The sequence below is a fragment of the Hungatella sp. SL.1.14 genome, assembly GCF_024460495.1.
Taxonomy (GTDB): domain Bacteria; phylum Bacillota; class Clostridia; order Lachnospirales; family Lachnospiraceae; genus Hungatella; species Hungatella hathewayi.
On the sequence record NZ_JANFYJ010000012.1, the window covers coordinates 153,045 to 171,774 of the forward strand.

Genomic DNA, 18,730 nt, shown 5'->3' on the forward strand with positions numbered 1-18,730 from the left:
ACCATGTAACCGTATGGTCTCTGCTTCCGGCTGCTGAACTATCATGGAGATATCTGTAAATTTAAGAAACTACTTGTGAAAAAACGTAAAATGCGATACGATAATACCATTAAAGTTTTATTCTGTAACGTGGTTATTCAGCCTTCAGAGACGGGCGGCCCGGGGAGAAAAAGAGCCGGAATATGCGGCTCCGGTAAAATGAAGATTCCGTGACAGGATTACGAAAGGACAAGAGAAGATGAAGTGGAAATACATAGCAAAGCGGCTTCTGATTGCCATACCTACCTTTTTGGGAATTACAGTGCTGGCCTTTTTTATTCTGAATCTGGCTCCCGGTTCACCTCTGGATGCACTTCTTGCGGATCCCAGGATATCTCCAGCGGAACTGGAACGAAAGCGGGTTGCCCTCGGGCTTGACAAGCCTGTGATAATCCAGTATTTCAGCTGGCTGAATCTGCTGCTCCATGGGGATCTGGGGTTCTCCTACAGTACCCAGAGGCCGGTGGCGGCCATGATCGGTGAGCGTCTTCCGGCTACGGCATGTCTGGCAGGAGCATCGATTCTGCTGTCTCTTATCGTAGCGATTCCTCTGGGGATTTATGCGGCGTCGAAGCCAAACTCAAAGAGAGATTACGTTTCGGGCGGTATTTCACTCTTAATGATGGCAACCCCCAACTTCTTTGTGGGTCTGGTCTTTATCTACCTGTTTGCCATTGTGTTTAAGATTCTTCCGTCGGGGGGAATGTATGATTCGGCGGGAGTGAAATCGGGAGCAGCGCTGATGCGCCACATGATCATGCCGTGCCTCGTACTGTCCTTCCAGCAGATCGGCGGCTGGGTCCGCCATATGCGCAGCAGTATGCTGGAGGTTATGCAGGAGGATTACATTCGGACGGCCCGCTCCAAAGGACTGAAGAAATGGGGCGTCATCTATAAGCACGGATTGAAAAATGCACTGATTCCGGTAATCACCGTGGTAGGCATGTCCATCCCGTCTCTGGTCGGCGGCGCTGTTATCACGGAACAGGTATTTGGCTGGCCGGGAGTCGGATCTTTGATGGTGACTGCGATTAATGGACGTGATTATCCGGTTATTATGGGAATTACGGTCATGATTGCGGCGGCGGTTCTGGTTGCCAATATCTTAACTGATGTGGCCTACGGACTTCTGGATCCGCGAATCAGCTACAAATAGGAGGGTAGACGAATGAAAAAAAGAGAGAATGAAAGCTACCTTTCCGAGGTACTTAGCAAATTGACAGAGCATAAGATGGCCATGGTTGGGCTCTTTATCATCACGCTGGAGATCATACTTGTGGCAGTGCTGCCGTTTATCATGCATTTGAATCCTTATGATTCGGACTATACGGCATTTTCCGCGGCGCCGAGCAGTCTCCATATACTCGGCACGGATGCCATCGGACGCGATATATTTGCCAGACTGGTTTACGGAGGCAGGACTTCCCTTCTGGTAGGTCTGCTGTCCACCATCATCAGCTGCGCCATCGGTGTTCCCCTGGGACTGATTGCAGGATATTTCCGGGGCAAGGCGGAGATTGCGATCATGCGTGTGGCGGATATCTTCATGTCCTTCCCTTCCATCGTATTAATCCTGGTTCTGGTGGCGGTAATCGGGCCGTCCATCTGGTCCGTTACCATTGTAATCGGTGTGCTGGGCTGGACTCAGTTCGCCAGACTGATTTATGCCAATGTGCTTTCTGTCTCGGAAAAGGAATATGTGGAGTCTGCAAGGGCGATCGGTACTTCTAATTATAAGATCATCACCAGGTATATTCTGCCCAACTCCTTCGCCCCGATTTTGATTGCCATCACCTTTCAGATGGCCAGTGCAATCCTGATGGAATCATCGTTAAGCTTCCTGGGAATGGGCGTACAGCCGCCGGGGGCCAGCTGGGGCAACATGCTTTATGACGCCCAGTCGATCACGGTTCTTTCCAAACGGCTCTGGATCTGGATGCCGCCGGGAATTGCCCTGCTCATTACGGTGCTCAGCATCAACTTCCTGGGGGACGGAATCCGCGATGCTCTGGATCCGAAGATTAAGATTTAAAAAGCAAAACAAACGTAGTAAGATCTACACAAAAAGGAGGACTCTATGAGAAAAAGTAAGAGTAAGATGACAAGATTGACAGCCATTGTCATGGCAGGAGCCATGGTATTGGGACTGAGCGCCTGCGGCGGAAAAGACGCAGGCAGCACAACGACTGCGGCCGGAGGTGCAGGCACAACTGCCCAGGCAGCGGGAGAGACGACTGCGGCGCAGGGATCAGCCGGCGCGGCAGCAGGCGAGAAGGTGATTACGGCGGCGGTCAGTACCGCATGGGACACCATGATGCCGATGAACACAACCAGCAATTATACCCGCATGATCTGTGACCAGATCTATGACCGTCTGACACAGTCTAAGGCAGACGGAACGTACGAGGGACGTCTGGCCAAATCCTGGACAGTAAACGATGATTCCAACGCAGTAACCTTTGAATTATATGACAATGCCGTGTGGTCCGACGGAGAACCTGTCACAGCGGCAGATGTAGTTTTCAGCTACCAGATGTACTCGGATCCCAGCGTGGATGCCAAGAGCCGTTACCATCTGCAGTACATTGCCGGTGTTGATGATTCCGGTGCAGAACTTTCCGAGGATTCCATCGAAGTAACCGCGAACGGTGATCACGAGGTAACCTTCAATTTAAAGAGCTCCATGTTCGTGGATACATTCCTCCAGGACATTGATACCGTCTTCATTATTCCGAAGCATATTTTTGAAGGCAAGACGGCACAGGAGATCAATTCCCCTGACTTATGGGCAAAGCCTGTAGGCTCCGGTCCATTTATTTACGACAGCGAGATCAACGGTGAGAGAATGGAATTTGTAAAGAATCCCAACTACCACTTAGGCGCGCCAAAGATCGACCGTCTCGTCATCCGTGTGACAGATTCTGCCTCCATGCTGGCAGGCCTGATCAATGGAGATTTGGATTTAATCGGCTACGGTTCCATCTTAATCGATGACTGGGATCTGGCAAATGAGCAGGAAAACCTGGTTGCAGAGTCGATTCCGACCACTTCCTATACCACACTGATCTTCAATACCCAGAAGCCGTATCTGACACAGGAAGTGCGCCAGGCTCTGAGCATGGCCATTAACCGTCAGGTTCTCGTAGACGCTCTGTTACAGGGCCAGGGCCAGCAGATCATAACTCCGATTGCGCCGATGAGCCCGTATTATAACAAAGATGTAACGGTATGGTACGATCCTGACAAAGCGAAGACCATGCTGGAGGAAGCCAACTTCCCGTTTGATCAGACGCTGACCTTCTATATTGCGGCAGGCAACAGCATTACCGAGCGTACAGCGGCCCTGATCGTACAGGATTTACAGAAGGTGGGCGTTAAGGTTCAGATTGAACAGGTAGACTTCCCGACCCTTATGAGCAACATGTTAGACGGCAAGCACGATATGGGAACCATCGGTTCCGGCGGTACCTTGGACCCGAGCGAGAGCCGTGAGATGATCCATCCGGACAGCTCCGTTAACTTCTGCCAGTTAAGAGATACTGAGATGACAGACTTAATCGACAAGGGCAATGCAGAGCTGACCTTCGACGCCAGAAAACCATATTTTGATGAGTATCAGGTGATGGTGAAGGAGCGTTCTGCCATGGCTTACTTGTATACCAAGAATACATTAACGGTTCATAATAAGAGGGTGACAGGCATCGATGCAGAGAATTTCGATTCCCTGAACTGGTCAACCTGGAACTGGGATGTACAGTAAGGAACTTAAGAATAAAAGTTAAGAGGGAAAATTTATGGATTCATTGCTTACGGTGGACGGTTTATCAGTCCAGTTTAATACAAAAAAAGGAATTAATACAGCGGTTGACGGCATCAGCTTTTCGGTTGGAAAAGGCGAGATACTGGGAATCGTGGGAGAATCGGGCTGCGGTAAGAGCGTAACCAGCTTGTCCATCCTGCGGCTTTTAGGAACCAACGCCCGGATATCCCAGGGAAGTGTTAAGCTGGAAGGCAGAGAGTTACTCTCCCTGTCTGAAGACGAGATGTGTAAGATCCGGGGCAATGAGATCGCCATGATTTTCCAGGACCCGATGACGGCGCTCAATCCCACTCTGACCATCGGCGACCAGCTGATCGAGCCCCTGGTGATTCATCAGGGCTTCAACAAGAAGGACGCCAGGAAGGAGGCGGTTGAGGTTCTGAAAAAAGTAGGAATCTCGGCGCCGGAAAAGCGGCTGAAAGAGTATCCCCACCAGCTATCCGGCGGTATGCGCCAGAGGGTCATGATCGCCATGGCCGTTTCCTGCGCACCCAAGCTTCTGATCGCAGATGAGCCGACTACGGCGCTGGATGTGACGATTCAGGCTCAGATTCTGGAACTCATGCTGGATTTAAGGCAGAAGATGGATACGGCGGTTATTCTCATCACCCATGACATGGGCGTGGTGGCCGAGACCGCGGATAACATCCTGGTACTTTACGCGGGCAAAGTTGTGGAATACGGATCGGTAAAAGAGATCTTTAATACCCCCAAGCATCCGTATACAAAGGGGCTCTTAAGCTCCATACCGCCTTTGGAAGAGGATGTGGAGGAACTGAACACCATAGAGGGAACGGTGCCCGGACCCGGGCAGATGCCGGCCGGATGCCGTTTCAGCCCCAGATGCCCTTATGCGGATGAACGGTGTAAGAAAGAACAGCCGGGAATCTATGAGGCAGGCGGTGCGAAGGTGAGCTGCTTTAGATACGAGGGTGATAACTATGAGAAGTGAGAATCAGGTATTACTGGAAACGAAAGATTTGAGAAAATATTTTAGCGGGAAAAAGGGTCTGTTCAACTTAAATCCTGCAGTGGTCAAGGCGGTTGATGATATTAACCTGACGATCCATAAGGGGGAGACTCTGGGACTGGTTGGCGAATCCGGCTGCGGGAAATCCACTCTGGGCAGAACCATCTTAAAGCTGATTCCCATGACCTCCGGTCAGGTAATCTATAACGGCGAAGATATTGCTGCATATGACAAGAAGCAGATGTGGGAGATGCGCAAGCGGATGCAGATCATCTTCCAGGATCCCTACAGCTCGCTCAATCCGCGAATGACGGTGTATGATCTGGTCAGCGCGCCTCTCGAGGTCTACGGAATCGGAAGCGCCGCGGAACGCAAGGAGATGGTGATCTCCATCTTAAATGACGTAGGTCTGGACAAACAGTACTTAAACCGCTTTCCCCATGAATTCTCGGGAGGCCAGCGCCAGAGAATCGGCATAGCCAGGGCTCTGATCCTGAATCCGGAGTTTGTGGTCTGCGACGAGGCGGTATCGGCTCTCGACGTGTCTGTGCGGGCACAGGTACTGAATCTGATGAAAAAGATGCAGCAGAAGAGGAACCTCACCTATTTATTCATATCCCACGATTTGAGCGTGGTTCGCCACGTCAGCGACCGTGTGGCGGTTATGTATCTGGGAAGTGTGGTTGAGATCGCCGACAAGCAGGATTTATACGGAGCGCCGCTCCATCCTTATACCAGGGCGCTGCTCTCCGCCATCCCCATCCCGGATGCCAACAGAAAGCGCAACCGCATCATCCTGGAGGGAGATGTTCCCAGTGCCTATAATCCTCCGTCCGGCTGTAAGTTCCATACCCGCTGTCCTTATGCGACAGACCGGTGCCGGGAAGAGGTACCGGCATTAAGGGATATGGGGGACGGCCATGGTGTGGCGTGCCACTTTCCGCTGAACCAGGGTTAGGGACTTTCCCGTGACGGATTGACGAAATTTCTTGACATAAGCCAGGACCCGGTGGTACTATAATCTTAGTTTATATAGAAACCTTAGAGATGACAGAGCAGGTTAAACACACGGGGCCGTAAACCCCGTTGTTTTGCCCGCTCTTTCCTTGTTTATCAGGGCTGCTGTGCTTATCGGGGCTATTATGCTTATCAGGGCTATGCTGCCGGAACGGGAAACGCCGCGGGGATATGGCTTCCCGTTTTCAAGGGGACCAGGCGGTCATCTCAGAAACGGCCGTGTCGGCTGCCGTTTATTATTACAGCAACCTGTGCGCAGAGTGTGCGGGGCGAGTTACCAGGAGGGAGAAGAAACATGGGGAAGTATGTCATTGCATTGGACCAGGGAACGACAAGCTCCAGATGTATCCTGTTTGATGAACAGGGAACGATCTGCAGCGTGGCACAGAAGGAGTTTACACAGATTTTTCCGCAGCCGGGCTGGGTGGAGCACAATCCGATGGAGATCTGGTCTTCCCAGCTGTCCGTAACCATGGAGGCGATGGGAAAAATAGGGGCGCATTACAGCGACATCGCCGCCATCGGCATCACCAATCAGCGTGAGACTACTATTGTGTGGGATAAGGAGACCGGAGAGCCGGTTTACAACGCTATCGTATGGCAGTGCCGCAGGACGGCGGACCGGATCGAGGAACTGAAAAAAGAGGAGCTTGCAGACCGGATTCGGGAAAAGACCGGCCTCATTCCGGATGCCTATTTTTCGGGAAGCAAGATCGAATGGATTTTAAATCATGTGGAAGGCGCCCGGGAACGGGCGGAGCGTGGAGAACTGCTGTTTGGAACCGTGGATACGTGGCTGATCTGGAATCTGACCAAGGGCTGCATTCATGTGACCGACTATACGAATGCATCGAGAACCATGCTGTTTGACATCCACAGAAGGTGCTGGGACGATGAGATTCTGGAGTATTTCGGAATTCCGAAGTGCATGCTTCCGGATGTAAAGCCATCCAGCTGTGTTTATGGCTACACGTCCTCCGACGTGATGGGCGGAAAGATTCCGATTGCCGGTGCGGCAGGGGATCAGCAGGCGGCGCTGTTCGGCCAGTGCTGCTTCGACGAGGGCGAAGTGAAGAATACATATGGAACCGGCTGTTTCCTGCTCATGAATACAGGGGAAAAAGCGGTTCTCTCCCGGAACGGACTGCTGACGACCATAGCGGCCAGTGAGGGAAATGAGGTGCGTTACGCGCTGGAGGGCAGTGTCTTCGTGGCAGGAGCTGCGGTTCAGTGGCTGAGAGACGAGATGCGAATGGTGAGAAGCGCGCCGCAGACGGAGGAGTACTGTGCCGCGGTACCGGATACGGGCGGCGTCTATGTGGTTCCTGCCTTTGCAGGTCTGGGGGCGCCTTACTGGGATCAGTATGCCAGAGGAACCATTGTAGGGGTGACCCGCGGTACCAGCAAGGAACAGTTTATCCGTGCCACCGTGGAATCCATGGCGTATCAGGTATATGACTTAATCGAGGCCATGCAGCAGGATTCCGGAATCTGCTTAAGGCAGCTTCGGGTAGACGGCGGCGCCTGTGCCAATAACTTCCTGATGCAGTTCCAGGCAGATCTTTTGAATACTGCCATTATCCGTCCCGACTGTATCGAGACCACCGCGCTGGGAGCCGCCTATCTGGCGGGACTGGCCGTGGGCTACTGGAAGGACAAGGAAGAGATCCGAAAGAACTGGAAGGTGTCCAGGGCCTTTGAGAGCAGTATGGAAGAGGATCAGCGCAGCCGGCTCGTAAAGGGATGGAAGCGGGCGGTGAAGTGTGCCCTGTGCTGGGCAGAGGAAGAGTAAACGCGTTCGGTGAAACTCAGAATATTTATACTTGACACCGGTCACTGTGTGTGATAGCATGAAACTAAATATGAAACCTTGAGACGACAGAGTAAGGTAGATAGACGGAGGTAATCCGTTTGTTTCCCTTACTCTTTTTGCGTAGAAGGAAAGCGCTCTTATTCCCCAAAACGCTTCGTTTCACAGGAACGAGAGGATCAATCAGGAGGAATGAAAATGGAAAGTTTGAATTACGATGCGGTCATTATTGGCGGCGGGGTAACCGGATGTGCGGTAGCCAGGGAACTGTCCCGCTATGAGCTGTCGGTCTGTGTACTGGAAAAGGAAGAGGATGTGTGCTCGGGAACATCGAAAGCCAACAGCGCCATCGCCCATGCCGGGCATGATGCCACACCAGGCTCCTTAAAGGCGAAATTCAATGTACAGGGAAGCCAGATGATGGAGCCGCTCTCGAAGGAACTGGATTTTGATTATGTGAGAAACGGTTCTCTCGTTCTCTGCTTTTCTGAGGACGATCTTCCGGCGCTGGAAGAACTCCTGGAAAAAGGGAAGCGCAATGGGGTCCAGGGGCTGGAGATAATCTCCGGAGATGAAGTCAGAAAGATGGAGCCGAACGTAACGGATACCGTGGTGGCAGCCCTCCACGCGCCGACCGGCGGAATTGTCTGCCCCTTTGGCCTTACCATCGCTCTGGCGGAAAATGCGGCAGACAACGGAGTGGAATTTAAGTTCCTGACTGAAGTAAATGAGATTAAAAAAGACGGAGAAGGCTACATTCTGGAGACAGGAAAGGGAGCCATAACAGCGAAATATATTATCAATGCCGCAGGCGTTTTCGCGGACCGCTTCCACAACATGGTCAGCAGCAGTAAAATACATATCACCCCGCGGAAAGGCGATTACTGTCTGCTGGATAAGGAGGCAGGCGGCCATGTAAGCCATACCATTTTCCAGCTCCCGGGAAAGCTGGGAAAGGGCGTTCTGGTGACGCCGACCGTTCACGGAAACTTGCTGACCGGGCCGACAGCCGTGGATATTGAGGATAAGGAAGGCAATGCCACGACGGCTGAGGAACTGGCATTTGTCACAGAGAAGTCTTCCATCGGCGTGAAAAATGTTCCATTCCGTCAGGTCATCACATCGTTTTCCGGTCTCCGGGCCCATGAGGACGGCGATGATTTTATCATCGGAGAGGCGGAGGATGCACCGGGATTTTTCGATGCGGCAGGCATCGAGTCCCCAGGTCTTACCAGCGCGCCGGCCATCGGCGTCTATTTGGCAGAGCTTGTAGCCGGAAAGGCGGGAGCAGCTCAGAAGAAGGACTGGAAGCGGGAACGCCGGGGGATTGTCCGGCCGGAGAAGATGAGTGTGGAAGAGAGGGCCGAGCTGATCCGGCAGAGACCGGAGTACGGCACGATTATCTGCCGCTGTGAAGGCGTCAGCGAAGGTGAGATTATCGATTCCATCAGAAGAACACTGGGAGCCGTGTCTCTGGATGGGGTGAAGCGCAGGGTCAGACAGGGCATGGGAAGATGCCAGGCCGGCTTCTGCACGCCGAGGACCATGGAGATCCTGTCCCGGGAACTTGGAATCACAATGGAAGAAGTCTGCAAAAATGCGCCCGGATCCAATATGCTGACCGGTCAGAAATAAGGGGGAGAATGATATGACACAACATGATATCGTAATCATCGGAGGCGGCCCTGCCGGGCTGGCGGCAGCGGTGGCTGCAAAACGGGCAGGAGCGGAAGATATCCTGATTCTGGAAAGAGACAGCTGCCTTGGCGGCATCTTAAATCAGTGTATCCACAACGGATTCGGACTTCATACGTTCAAGGAAGAGCTGACAGGCCCGGAATACGCAGCACGCTATATAGACATGGTGGAAGAGGAAAAGATTCCCTATAAATTAAATACCATGGTCATTGATATCAATCAGGAGAAAGAGATCACCGTCATCAACCGGGAGGACGGATTACAGGTAATCAGGGCAAAGGCCATCATCCTGGCCATGGGCTGCCGGGAACGTCCCCGCGGCGCCTTAAATATTCCTGGTTACCGTCCGGCCGGAATCTATTCGGCAGGTACGGCGCAGCGCCTTATGAACATCGAGGGCTTCAGCGTGGGCCGTGAGGTCGTGATCCTAGGCTCCGGCGACATCGGACTTATCATGGCGAGAAGAATGACGCTGGAAGGCGCAAAGGTGAAGGTCGTTGCCGAGCTGATGCCTTATTCCGGCGGATTGAAGAGAAATATTGTCCAGTGTCTTGACGACTACGGCATACCGCTGAAGCTCAGCCATACCGTGATTGATATTCAGGGAAAAGAACGGGTTACCGGAATTACTCTGGCCAGGGTAGACGAAAACCGGAAACCGATTCCGGGGACAGAGGAACATTACAGCTGTGATACCCTCCTTCTTTCCGTAGGTCTGATTCCGGAGAACGAACTGACAAAGGGGATCGGAGCATCCATGAACCGTGTAACCCAGGGACCGAATGTCAACGATCAGCTGGAGACCGATACCAGCGGAGTGTTTGCCTGCGGCAATGTTCTCCACGTCCATGACCTGGTAGATTACGTTTCCGAGGAGGCCACGCTGGCCGGCGCCAATGCCGCTGCATACGTGGGGGCGGAAAGCGAAAAAGAGGCAGGCCGCACCGTCGCTTTAAAGGCGGAGAACGGCGTCCGTTATACGGTCCCCCAGGCAATCGATATCGATCATATGAAGGATAAGGTGACAGTGAGATTCCGTGTGGCCGACGTCTATAAGGACCGCTTCATCAGCGTCTATTACGACGGCGTGCGTGTGTCTAAAAAGAAGAAAAAAGTCCTTGCACCGGGTGAGATGGAGCAGGTCGTGTTAAAGAAAGAAAGCTTTTCCGGCTGCCCCGACTTAAAAAATATTGTGATTTGTACGGAGGTGGAGTAAAATGGAGGTTAGAGAGTTAATCTGTATCGGCTGTCCGCTTGGCTGTCCCCTGACGGTCCGTCTGGAAGGCGGTGAAGTGGAGGTCTCCGGCAATACCTGTGCGAGAGGTGCCGATTACGCGAAGAAGGAAGTGTTAAGCCCTACCAGAATTGTTACCTCTTCCGTTCATGTGTCTGGAGGAACCATCGAGATGGTTTCTGTAAAGACGGAGCACGATATACCGAAGGGCAAGATCTTCGAATGCATGGATGAGATACGCAAAGTGACGATACCGGCTCCGGTGAAGATCGGGGATGTGGTAATACCGGACTGCGCGGGTACGGGTGTCTCCATTGTAGCGACGAAGAATGTAGAACTGGCTTAACAGACTTTAGGTAAGAAAGGAATCAGAAGACGTATGAGATGGAATATCAACAGATTTTTTAATCCGGAGAACCGGTTCTGGGCATTTATGGAAAGGGTAACGGATATCTGTGTTCTCAGCTTCTTCTGGTTCCTTTTCAGCATCCCGGCAGTGACTGCGGGGGCGGCGACTACCGCTCTGTTTCAGTATACGCTCCGGCTGACGGCAGACGAGGAGGGATACGTCTGGAAGACCTTCCGGGAAGGGTTTAAGAAGAATTTCGTCCAGGCCACCATTCTCTGGATCGGTGCAGTCCTGGCAGGCGCATTTTTGGTGTTTGATCTGTGGTGCTGTCAGTTTCTGGCTCCGCTGGGGGCGATTCGTTTCATCGCGTTTTTCCTGCTGACGGGCGCAATTTTTGTCTATTTATTAACAATAATTTATCTCTTTCCGCTTCTTGCTTTCTTTCATGTCGGTACCTTGAAAGTGATAAGGGATTCCTTTGTCATGTCTGTCGGAAATCTTCACGTTTCCATAACAATCCTTGTAATATATGGAATTACAGCAGTTATTACGTATTTCTTCCCCATGCTTTTTATGTTTTGGTTTGCACTGGGAAGTTATGTGGCTTCCTTTTTCTATCGTTCTATTTTTTATAAATACATGAAAGATGAGGAAGAGTAACTGGTAATAATTGTTAAAAAAAAGTCAATTTTTATGAAAAGGAAATAAAAAGAGAAAAGAAAAAATAAAAAAATTATACAAAATAGATAAATAATAGCTTGCATAATGGAATAATCTGTGATACCATAGTCCTATCAGAAAAGAATATGGGTTGCTTGAGAGAGACTGAGATCGGAGCAAGTGTAGGATGCATATGAGCAATATGCTTTCGGCGCATGCACAATCTCTTTTTTATTGCAGTTTTTTCCGCCGGGAGGAGTCGTAACCTTCGGGCGGAGAGGTCTCAGAGAGCAGCGGAAGGGAGTCGTAAAGACATGAAGAAAAGGGGTATTGCATTATTAATGGTGGCTGCAATGATGGCAGGAACGCTGAGCGGATGCAGCGGCGGAGGTTCCACAGGCAAGGCGGGCGGCGGCGCGCAGACAGAAGCACAGACTGTGGCGGAGGTGGACCCGTCTCTGTATGAAGTGACGGAACCTATTACCATCAAGTGGTGGCACGCGCTGGAGGAACAGTATTCAGAGACTGTGCAGAAGGTGGTAGACGATTTCAACAAGTCACAGGATATGATTACGGTGGAAGCCGAGTATATCGGAAGCTACAAGAAATTAAATGAGGCTCTGGTAGCGGCTCATGCGGCAGGAACAGATCTTCCGGCAATTACGGTTGCCAATACTCCCTACGTCGCAGAATACGGTGCGGGCGGCCTGACAGAAGATTTGACGCCATACATTCAGGCCAGCGGCTATGACTTAAAGGACTTTGGAGACGGTATGATCTCAGCTTCCAGCTATAACGGCAAGCAGGTATCCCTTCCCTTCCTGATTTCCACACAGATCGTCTATTACAACAAGGATATGGCGGACGAGCTGGGAGTCGAGATTCCTGAGAAGTGGGAAGATATGGATGCGTTCCTTGAGAAGACATCCAAGATCAACGCCGACGGAACGACTGCCGTATACGGAACCATTATGCCGGGCTGGGATCAGTGGTATTATGAGACCTTCTACTTAAATCAGGGCGTAAAGATCATCAATGATGACCAGGTAACCACAGACCTAGGCGATGAGAAGGCAGTGGAGATCGCGGCCAAGATTAAAGAGTGGTGCGATAAGGGCTATACATACTGGACAGGAACCGCGGATGACGCGTCCTCCATCATGCGTCAGCACTTTATCGACGGCGAGGCATTTTCCGTTGTACATACAAGCTCCCTGTATACGAACTATTTGAGCCAGTGTAATTTTGAGATTGGTATGGCATGGCTTCCGGGCGGCGAGACAAAGAACCAGGAGATCGGCGGCTGCGTGCTGTTAATCCCATCCAAGAACGATCAGGCTACGAAGAACGCGGCATGGCAGTTTATGCAGTACTTATGCAGCAAGGAAGTAAACTTAACATGGGCAAGAGGAACCGGATATATTCCGACCAGAAAGTCCGTGCTCACAACCGATGAAGGAAAGGCATTCCTGGAAGAGAAACCGGCGTTCCAGTGTATTTTCGATAATCTGGACTTAATTCAGCCGAGAATTCAGCATAAGGCATGGTCTCAGATGGCCAACATCTGGAAGAACGACATGGCACAGCTCATGCTGGAAGGCGGAGATACGCAGAAATCCATGGAAAAGATGGCCGAAGAAATTGATGACGTATTGGGAGATTCCTGATGCAGTAAGGCGGGGGTAACATATGAAAGAGAAAAAACGTATGAATCCAAGAAAAGTATCCGCGATGAAGGATTTTGCCTGTGTGCTTCCGGTACTGATATTCCTGGCGGTATTTACTTATTATCCGATCGCGGAGCTGTTCCGGATCAGTTTTACGGACTGGAACATGTTAAATGATACGTGGCACTATGTGGGATTTAAAAACTGGAAGTGGCTGTTTGGAGGCTCCGGTACCAAATATCTCTGGAACTCCTTAAAGGTAACGATTCTCTATTCGGCCGGCGAAATCTTCATCACGCTGGTAGGGGGTATGATCTTTGCCCTGATCTTTAACCGGATGACGAAGGGTTTCTCCGCCATGAGAGCCATTGTTTTCATGCCGAAATATGTGGCCATGTCCTCAGCGGCCGTTGTGTTCCTGTGGATTTTAAATACGGACGGCGGTATTTTAAATTACCTCCTGTCTCTGGTTGGAATCAGTAAGGTAGACTGGCTGGGAAACCGTCACACCGCTTTAATCTCGGTCCTGATGCTGACCGGGTGGCGGTGCGTGGGTTATGGAATGATGGTGTATTTGTCCGCCATGATGGGTATCTCCACGGACTATTATGAAGCCGCCTCCTTAGACGGAGCCAACGCGGTACAGCGGTTCTTTAAGATTACGATACCGATGCTGTCGCCGACCACACTGTTTTTATTTGTCACCACCTTCCTTTCTTCCATGAAGGTGTTCCAGTCCGTAGATATCTTAACGCAGGGCGGTCCGTACCGTTCGACCGAAGTGTTTGTGTATAACATTTACCGTTATGCAATGGAAGACTTCCGAATGGACCGCGCTTCCACAGTGGCTATCTTCTTCTTCCTGCTTCTGCTGGTGGTGACGGTGGCTACCATGAAGGTATCTAACGGCAATGTGACGTACGATTCATAGGGGGGAACAACATGGAGAAACATACAATGAAGGACGGACGGGATATTAACCGTTCCGCCAGAAGAAAAAAGGCGACGATTACGGCGGTTCAGTGGGTTCTCGCGATTATCGTCCTGATCATCATCGTGTTCCCGATCTACTGGATGCTGGTGTCTTCCGTGAAATCCCAGGAGGAGATCCTGCTTCCGGTGCCGACCTTATGGCCGAAGGAATTCCACTTCGAGAACTATATCAATGTGTTAAGAAAAGGCAATTTCGCCAGATATTATTTTAATACGGCAGTCATGACGGCAGGGATCCTGATCGGTCAGGTTGTAACCGGTATCTTTGCGGGCTATGGATTTTCCAAGGGCAGATTTAAAGGCCAGAACTTCTGCTTTATCATCGTTCTGGGCGCCCTGATGATTCCGCTTCAGGTTACGTTTATTCCGATCTATATCATGATGGCAAACTGGGGAATGTCAGATACCTTCTTAGGCCTGATTCTTCCGGAAGCGGTGTCGCCGTATTACATATTCATGCTGCGCCAGACCTTTATGGCTATTGATGACAGCTATATCGAGGCCGCGCGGATCGACGGGCTGGGCCGCGTGGGCATTATCACGAAGATCCTGGCGCCCATGTGCCGCTCCACGTTATTTACGGTGACGTTAGTAACCTTTACCAATGGCTGGAACGCTTACTTCTGGCCGAAGATCATAGCCAAGGGCGAGAAACGCCGCGTGCTTACAGTCGGACTTGCCTACTTAAAGAATACCTTTGCCGGCGCTGAATCCATGAACAACCATGAGATTATGGCCGGCGCGGTGATGGCGGTTGTACCTGTCATCATCCTGTTCTTCATTTTCCAGAAATACATGCTGACCGGATATTCGAAGGCAGCAATGAAATAAGAAACCGGGGGAGCAACATGAAAATATACGCACACAGAGGTTACAGCGGAAGGTATCCGGAAAATACCATGCTCGCGTTTCAGAAGGCGGCGGAAACCGGCTGTGACGGGATGGAACTGGATGTACAGCTGACAAAGGATGGAACCGTGGTGGTGATCCACGATGAAGCGGTTGACCGGACGACGGATGGAACGGGCCTGGTGAAGGATTATACCTTTGAGGAGTTAAGAAAACTGGATGCGGGTACGATTAAGGGGGGCAGATATAGCTTCTGCCCCATTCCCTCTTTTGAGGAATACTGTGAATGGGCCGTCCAGTACGGATTTGTGACGAATGTGGAGATCAAAACGGGAGTGTATTATTACGAGGACATCGAGGAAAAGACCCTGGAGCTTATAAGGAAGTATCATCTGGAGGACCGGGTAATGTTCTCTTCCTTTAACCACCTGTCGCTGGAGCGGATGAAGGAGCTGGCGCCGGATATTCCCCGGGGAGCCCTGCTGGAGCATGGGGGCCTGGGAAATGCTGGATACTACTGCAGCCGCTTCGGTTATGACTTTTACCATCCGGGAATCAAGGGACTTACAGAAAATACCGTAAAAAACTGCAGAGACCATGGAATCGGGGTGAATGTCTGGACCATCAATGACATGGAAAGCCTGGAGAACACTTATGAATGGGGCTGCAGCGGGATTTTTACGAATTATCCGGAGATCTGCAGGAGCTGGGTTGAGAAAAAAGGCTGACTGGAGAGGCGAAAAAAGTGCCGGAAAGGAACTTTATATGGAACGCGGTGGGGAAACAGACGGCTTTTTGTACAGGCAATTTTCACAGAAATGACAAAAATTCGGATTCTTACTTGACTCTGTGGAGAAGGATTGTTAAAGTATAAGAAGTTGGGAAAATTTTTCCGGCCGTCTTCGGCTGCGCCGCGGACGCGGTTTCGCCGTGTACGGGAAAACCGTGGTTCATGTAAGGGAGGAAGTACGTTGAAGTTACTGACATATGAAGTTGACAGAAGAAAAGATATCGGGGTTATGAGCAGGGATGAGATGTGGGTATACCCGCTTCGGGCATTCGGCATGGAATATACGAGCATGATGGAGGTAGTAAAGGGATTCAGCCAGTCGGAAAAGGATTTGCTGGAGCACGTATCCGGATTGGAGCCGTACGGTGTCACAGGGGCGGCCATGCGTTCCGAGGTAAAGATTCTGGCTCCGATCGAAGCGCCGGAACAGGATATCATCTGTCTTGGGCTTAACTATATGGAGCATGCGGAGGAATCCGCCAGATTTAAGAAGGAAGCGTTTGACGGAGTACGGAAGGAAGCAGTTTATTTTTCCAAAAGGGTAAACAGGACGGTTGATCCGGACGGAGAGATTTCCGCTCACAGCGATATCGTGGACAGCCTCGATTATGAGGCGGAGCTGGGCGTGATCATCGGAAAAGAGGCTTACCGGGTTCCGAAGGAGCAGGTAAAGGATCACATCTTTGGCTACACCATTATTAACGACGTGAGCGCGCGCAATGTGCAGAATGCCCATAAGCAGTGGTACTTTGGAAAGAGTCTGGACGGATTTACGCCGATGGGACCGTGTATTTTAACTGCGGACAGTGTGGAATACCCGCCGAAGTTTCCGATCCGCTCTCTCGTAAACGGTGAGGTGCGGCAGGAGAGTAATACCGGACAGATGATTTTTGATATCGATCATATTGTAAGCGAGCTGTCCATGGGAATGACGCTGAAGGCAGGAACCATCATATCTACAGGAACTCCTTCCGGAGTCGGAATGGGCTTTACGCCGCCGAAGTTTTTAAAAGCAGGCGATGTGGTGGAATGCGTGATCGAGGGGATCGGTTCCATTAAGAATACGGTTTCTGAATAAAAGAACAGAATAAAAAACCTTTGAGAGAAAGAGTAAGGAATAAAAGCGAACAGTATTCGTTTTATTTCCCTGCTCTTTTTTTGCCGCTTGCGGCAGTAAGGGAAGTTTTTAGTATAAATGGGAACAGGGGGCAAAAAAATGCAGGGATATTTAGCCGGGGTAAGTGAGGGCACCAGAGTGCTGCTGATTCTGTCAGTGATTCTGTTTGCCGGATTTATTATGACGAGGCTGACCAATACGCTGAACCTGCCAAAGGTAAGCGGTTATATTATGGCCGGAATTTTGATCGGGCCGTGCGGATTAAACCTGATCCCCGTGGATATCATCGGCCACATGGGATTTGTCAGCGATCTGGCACTGGCGTTTATCGCGTTTGGAGTTGGAAAGTTTTTTAAGAAGGAAGTACTGTTAAAGACGGGAAGCCGGATTATCATTATTACACTCTTTGAGGCCCTGCTGGCCGGCGTGCTGGTAACGCTGTTCTGTGTGGGGGTTTTTCGGATGGAGTGGAATTTTGCACTGATTCTGGGAGCGATCGCAACGGCTACAGCGCCGGCCAGTACGATGATGACGATCAACCAGTATAAGGCCAAGGGAGAGTTTGTCAATACGCTGCTGCAGATCGTGGCGCTGGATGACGTGGTGTGCCTTCTGGCATTCAGTATTGTGGCGGGGATCGCCGGACGGACGGGTGAGGAAGAGGTGACCATGTCCACGCTCCTGATGCCGGTGGTTTATAATATTCTGGCTCTGGGGCTGGGATTTTTCTGCGGTTATTTCTTAAGCCGGCTGCTGATACCGGCCAGAAGCAAGGATAACAGGCTGATTCTGGCCATCGCCATGCTGTTGGGGATTTCAGGTATCTGCGCGTCTCTCGATATTTCACCGTTGCTGTCCTGTATGATCTTCGGGGCGGCGTATATCAATCTTACCAGTGATAAGAAGCTGTACCGTCAGATCAATAACTTTACACCTCCGGTAATGTCCATCTTTTTCATCGTGTCAGGCATGAATCTGGATTTAATGGCACTTACTACGGTGGGAGCTGTGGGACTGGCCTATTTCATTGTGAGAATCATTGGAAAATATCTGGGAACGTATATCAGCTGTCTGATTACGGGAACCAGCAGGGAGATACGGAATTATATGGGCCTGGCACTGATCCCGCAGGCAGGCGTCGCCATTGGTCTGGCCTTTCTGGGACAGAGGCTGCTTCCGGAGGAGATGGGAAAGCTGCTTTTGACGATTATTCTGTCCTCCTCCGTCCTCTACGAGATGGTGGGGCCGGTCTGCGCAAAGATGTCGCTGTTCCTTTCCGGCAGCATTACTACGGAAAAAATGAAGGAAGTGGCAAAGGAGCGGGAGGCGGAGATACATGAGGAAAACCTGATTGCCCAGGAGAATGAGGAACATGGGGAAGATGACGGAGCATGGGAGAATGAAGCACCCTGCGAGAGTGACGGCAGCTGCGGCGAAGAGGAAAATCCTGCAGCAGAGGCAGAAGAGTCGGCTGACCTGATCTGTGACAACAACAGCGGAAAAAATCATCGCGGCGGAAAAGGGCGGAAAAATGAGCTCCTGGAGCAGATTAAGGAACTGGAGGCGGGAGTGGAGGATCAGGAAGAGGACTACGACATCGAACGCGAAATCCAGCCGGAGAAAGAGAAGAATGCCAGAAAGGGGAAGGCGAGGAAGAAGAAAAAATAGTCTTTTCGGTATATGATAGAAAACAGAATCCATCTGGAGGAACGTGATT

16 protein-coding genes are annotated in these 18,730 nt (G+C 51.0%); all 16 read left to right on the forward strand.

The features are described 5' to 3' along the window. The first annotated feature begins 238 nt into the window (after positions 1-238). The 16 genes from NE473_RS14680 (at position 239) to NE473_RS14755 (ending at position 18,681) form a co-directional block, all read left to right on the forward strand. Entirely contained in the window at positions 239-1,195 is a 957-nt protein-coding gene (locus tag NE473_RS14680; RefSeq protein ID WP_006774117.1) for an ABC transporter permease, read from the forward strand. A 12-nt stretch (positions 1,196-1,207) separates the two neighbouring features. Beyond that, positions 1,208-2,071 carry an ABC transporter permease gene (locus NE473_RS14685; RefSeq protein ID WP_006774118.1) on the forward strand — a complete coding sequence of 288 codons (864 nt, stop codon included), beginning with the start codon at positions 1,208-1,210 and terminating at the stop codon, positions 2,069-2,071. A gap of 45 nt (positions 2,072-2,116) precedes the next feature. Beyond that, on the forward strand, positions 2,117-3,799 hold the full coding sequence (locus tag NE473_RS14690; protein WP_055651968.1) for an ABC transporter substrate-binding protein: 1,683 nt from the start codon (positions 2,117-2,119) through the stop codon (positions 3,797-3,799). Between the two features lie 34 nt (positions 3,800-3,833). Next, positions 3,834-4,811, forward strand: coding sequence for an ABC transporter ATP-binding protein (locus tag NE473_RS14695; protein ID WP_006774120.1), 978 nt, complete (start codon positions 3,834-3,836; stop codon positions 4,809-4,811). Beyond that, positions 4,801-5,787, forward strand: coding sequence for an ABC transporter ATP-binding protein (locus NE473_RS14700; RefSeq protein WP_055651967.1), 987 nt, complete (start codon positions 4,801-4,803; stop codon positions 5,785-5,787). Before NE473_RS14695 ends, NE473_RS14700 begins: the two co-directional genes overlap by 11 nt. A 354-nt stretch (positions 5,788-6,141) precedes the next feature. Beyond that, on the forward strand, positions 6,142-7,638 hold the full coding sequence (glpK, locus tag NE473_RS14705) for a glycerol kinase GlpK (protein WP_006774122.1): 1,497 nt from the start codon (positions 6,142-6,144) through the stop codon (positions 7,636-7,638). A gap of 216 nt (positions 7,639-7,854) precedes the next feature. Beyond that, on the forward strand, positions 7,855-9,291 hold the full coding sequence (locus NE473_RS14710) for an NAD(P)/FAD-dependent oxidoreductase (protein ID WP_055651966.1): 1,437 nt from the start codon (positions 7,855-7,857) through the stop codon (positions 9,289-9,291). Positions 9,292-9,304: 13 nt separating this feature from the next. After that, positions 9,305-10,570, forward strand: coding sequence for an NAD(P)/FAD-dependent oxidoreductase (locus tag NE473_RS14715; RefSeq protein WP_055651965.1), 1,266 nt, complete (start codon positions 9,305-9,307; stop codon positions 10,568-10,570). Between the two features lies 1 nt (position 10,571). Then, positions 10,572-10,934: a DUF1667 domain-containing protein gene (locus tag NE473_RS14720; RefSeq protein ID WP_006774125.1), complete on the forward strand. Its 363-nt coding sequence runs from the start codon at positions 10,572-10,574 to the stop codon at positions 10,932-10,934. 33 nt (positions 10,935-10,967) lie between these two features. Beyond that, a complete protein-coding gene (locus tag NE473_RS14725; protein WP_022031500.1) occupies positions 10,968-11,597 on the forward strand; it encodes a YesL family protein in 630 nt (209 codons plus the stop codon). Positions 11,598-11,911: 314 nt separating this feature from the next. Continuing rightward, positions 11,912-13,264, forward strand: a complete 1,353-nt coding sequence (locus NE473_RS14730; RefSeq protein WP_039891823.1) for an ABC transporter substrate-binding protein — start codon at positions 11,912-11,914, stop codon at positions 13,262-13,264. Positions 13,265-13,286: 22 nt separating this feature from the next. Beyond that, positions 13,287-14,195 carry a carbohydrate ABC transporter permease gene (locus NE473_RS14735; protein WP_006774129.1) on the forward strand — a complete coding sequence of 303 codons (909 nt, stop codon included), beginning with the start codon at positions 13,287-13,289 and terminating at the stop codon, positions 14,193-14,195. An 11-nt stretch (positions 14,196-14,206) separates the two neighbouring features. Next, positions 14,207-15,088 carry a carbohydrate ABC transporter permease gene (locus NE473_RS14740; protein WP_006774130.1) on the forward strand — a complete coding sequence of 294 codons (882 nt, stop codon included), beginning with the start codon at positions 14,207-14,209 and terminating at the stop codon, positions 15,086-15,088. A gap of 17 nt (positions 15,089-15,105) precedes the next feature. Beyond that, positions 15,106-15,834 carry a glycerophosphodiester phosphodiesterase gene (locus NE473_RS14745; RefSeq protein ID WP_055651964.1) on the forward strand — a complete coding sequence of 243 codons (729 nt, stop codon included), beginning with the start codon at positions 15,106-15,108 and terminating at the stop codon, positions 15,832-15,834. A 243-nt stretch (positions 15,835-16,077) separates the two neighbouring features. Next, positions 16,078-16,974, forward strand: coding sequence for a fumarylacetoacetate hydrolase family protein (locus NE473_RS14750; RefSeq protein ID WP_006774133.1), 897 nt, complete (start codon positions 16,078-16,080; stop codon positions 16,972-16,974). Positions 16,975-17,112: 138 nt separating this feature from the next. Continuing rightward, a complete protein-coding gene (locus NE473_RS14755) occupies positions 17,113-18,681 on the forward strand; it encodes a cation:proton antiporter (protein WP_256265298.1) in 1,569 nt (522 codons plus the stop codon). Positions 18,682-18,730: the final 49 nt, after the last annotated feature.

What these genes read in the sequence shown, in the direction of transcription:
- NE473_RS14710 (WP_055651966.1), top strand. Translation starts at nt 7,855, where the DNA reads ATGGAAAGTTTGAATTACGATGCGGTCATTATTGGCGGCGGGGTAACC.
- glpK (WP_006774122.1), top strand. Translation starts at nt 6,142, where the DNA reads ATGGGGAAGTATGTCATTGCATTGGACCAGGGAACGACAAGCTCCAGA.
- NE473_RS14730 (WP_039891823.1), top strand. Translation starts at nt 11,912, where the DNA reads ATGAAGAAAAGGGGTATTGCATTATTAATGGTGGCTGCAATGATGGCA.
- NE473_RS14720 (WP_006774125.1), top strand. Translation starts at nt 10,572, where the DNA reads ATGGAGGTTAGAGAGTTAATCTGTATCGGCTGTCCGCTTGGCTGTCCC.
- NE473_RS14715 (WP_055651965.1), top strand. Translation starts at nt 9,305, where the DNA reads ATGACACAACATGATATCGTAATCATCGGAGGCGGCCCTGCCGGGCTG.
- NE473_RS14740 (WP_006774130.1), top strand. Translation starts at nt 14,207, where the DNA reads ATGGAGAAACATACAATGAAGGACGGACGGGATATTAACCGTTCCGCC.
- NE473_RS14735 (WP_006774129.1), top strand. Translation starts at nt 13,287, where the DNA reads ATGAAAGAGAAAAAACGTATGAATCCAAGAAAAGTATCCGCGATGAAG.
- NE473_RS14685 (WP_006774118.1), top strand. Translation starts at nt 1,208, where the DNA reads ATGAAAAAAAGAGAGAATGAAAGCTACCTTTCCGAGGTACTTAGCAAA.
- NE473_RS14725 (WP_022031500.1), top strand. Translation starts at nt 10,968, where the DNA reads ATGAGATGGAATATCAACAGATTTTTTAATCCGGAGAACCGGTTCTGG.
- NE473_RS14755 (WP_256265298.1), top strand. Translation starts at nt 17,113, where the DNA reads ATGCAGGGATATTTAGCCGGGGTAAGTGAGGGCACCAGAGTGCTGCTG.
- NE473_RS14695 (WP_006774120.1), top strand. Translation starts at nt 3,834, where the DNA reads ATGGATTCATTGCTTACGGTGGACGGTTTATCAGTCCAGTTTAATACA.
- NE473_RS14690 (WP_055651968.1), top strand. Translation starts at nt 2,117, where the DNA reads ATGAGAAAAAGTAAGAGTAAGATGACAAGATTGACAGCCATTGTCATG.
- NE473_RS14700 (WP_055651967.1), top strand. Translation starts at nt 4,801, where the DNA reads ATGAGAAGTGAGAATCAGGTATTACTGGAAACGAAAGATTTGAGAAAA.
- NE473_RS14680 (WP_006774117.1), top strand. Translation starts at nt 239, where the DNA reads ATGAAGTGGAAATACATAGCAAAGCGGCTTCTGATTGCCATACCTACC.
- NE473_RS14745 (WP_055651964.1), top strand. Translation starts at nt 15,106, where the DNA reads ATGAAAATATACGCACACAGAGGTTACAGCGGAAGGTATCCGGAAAAT.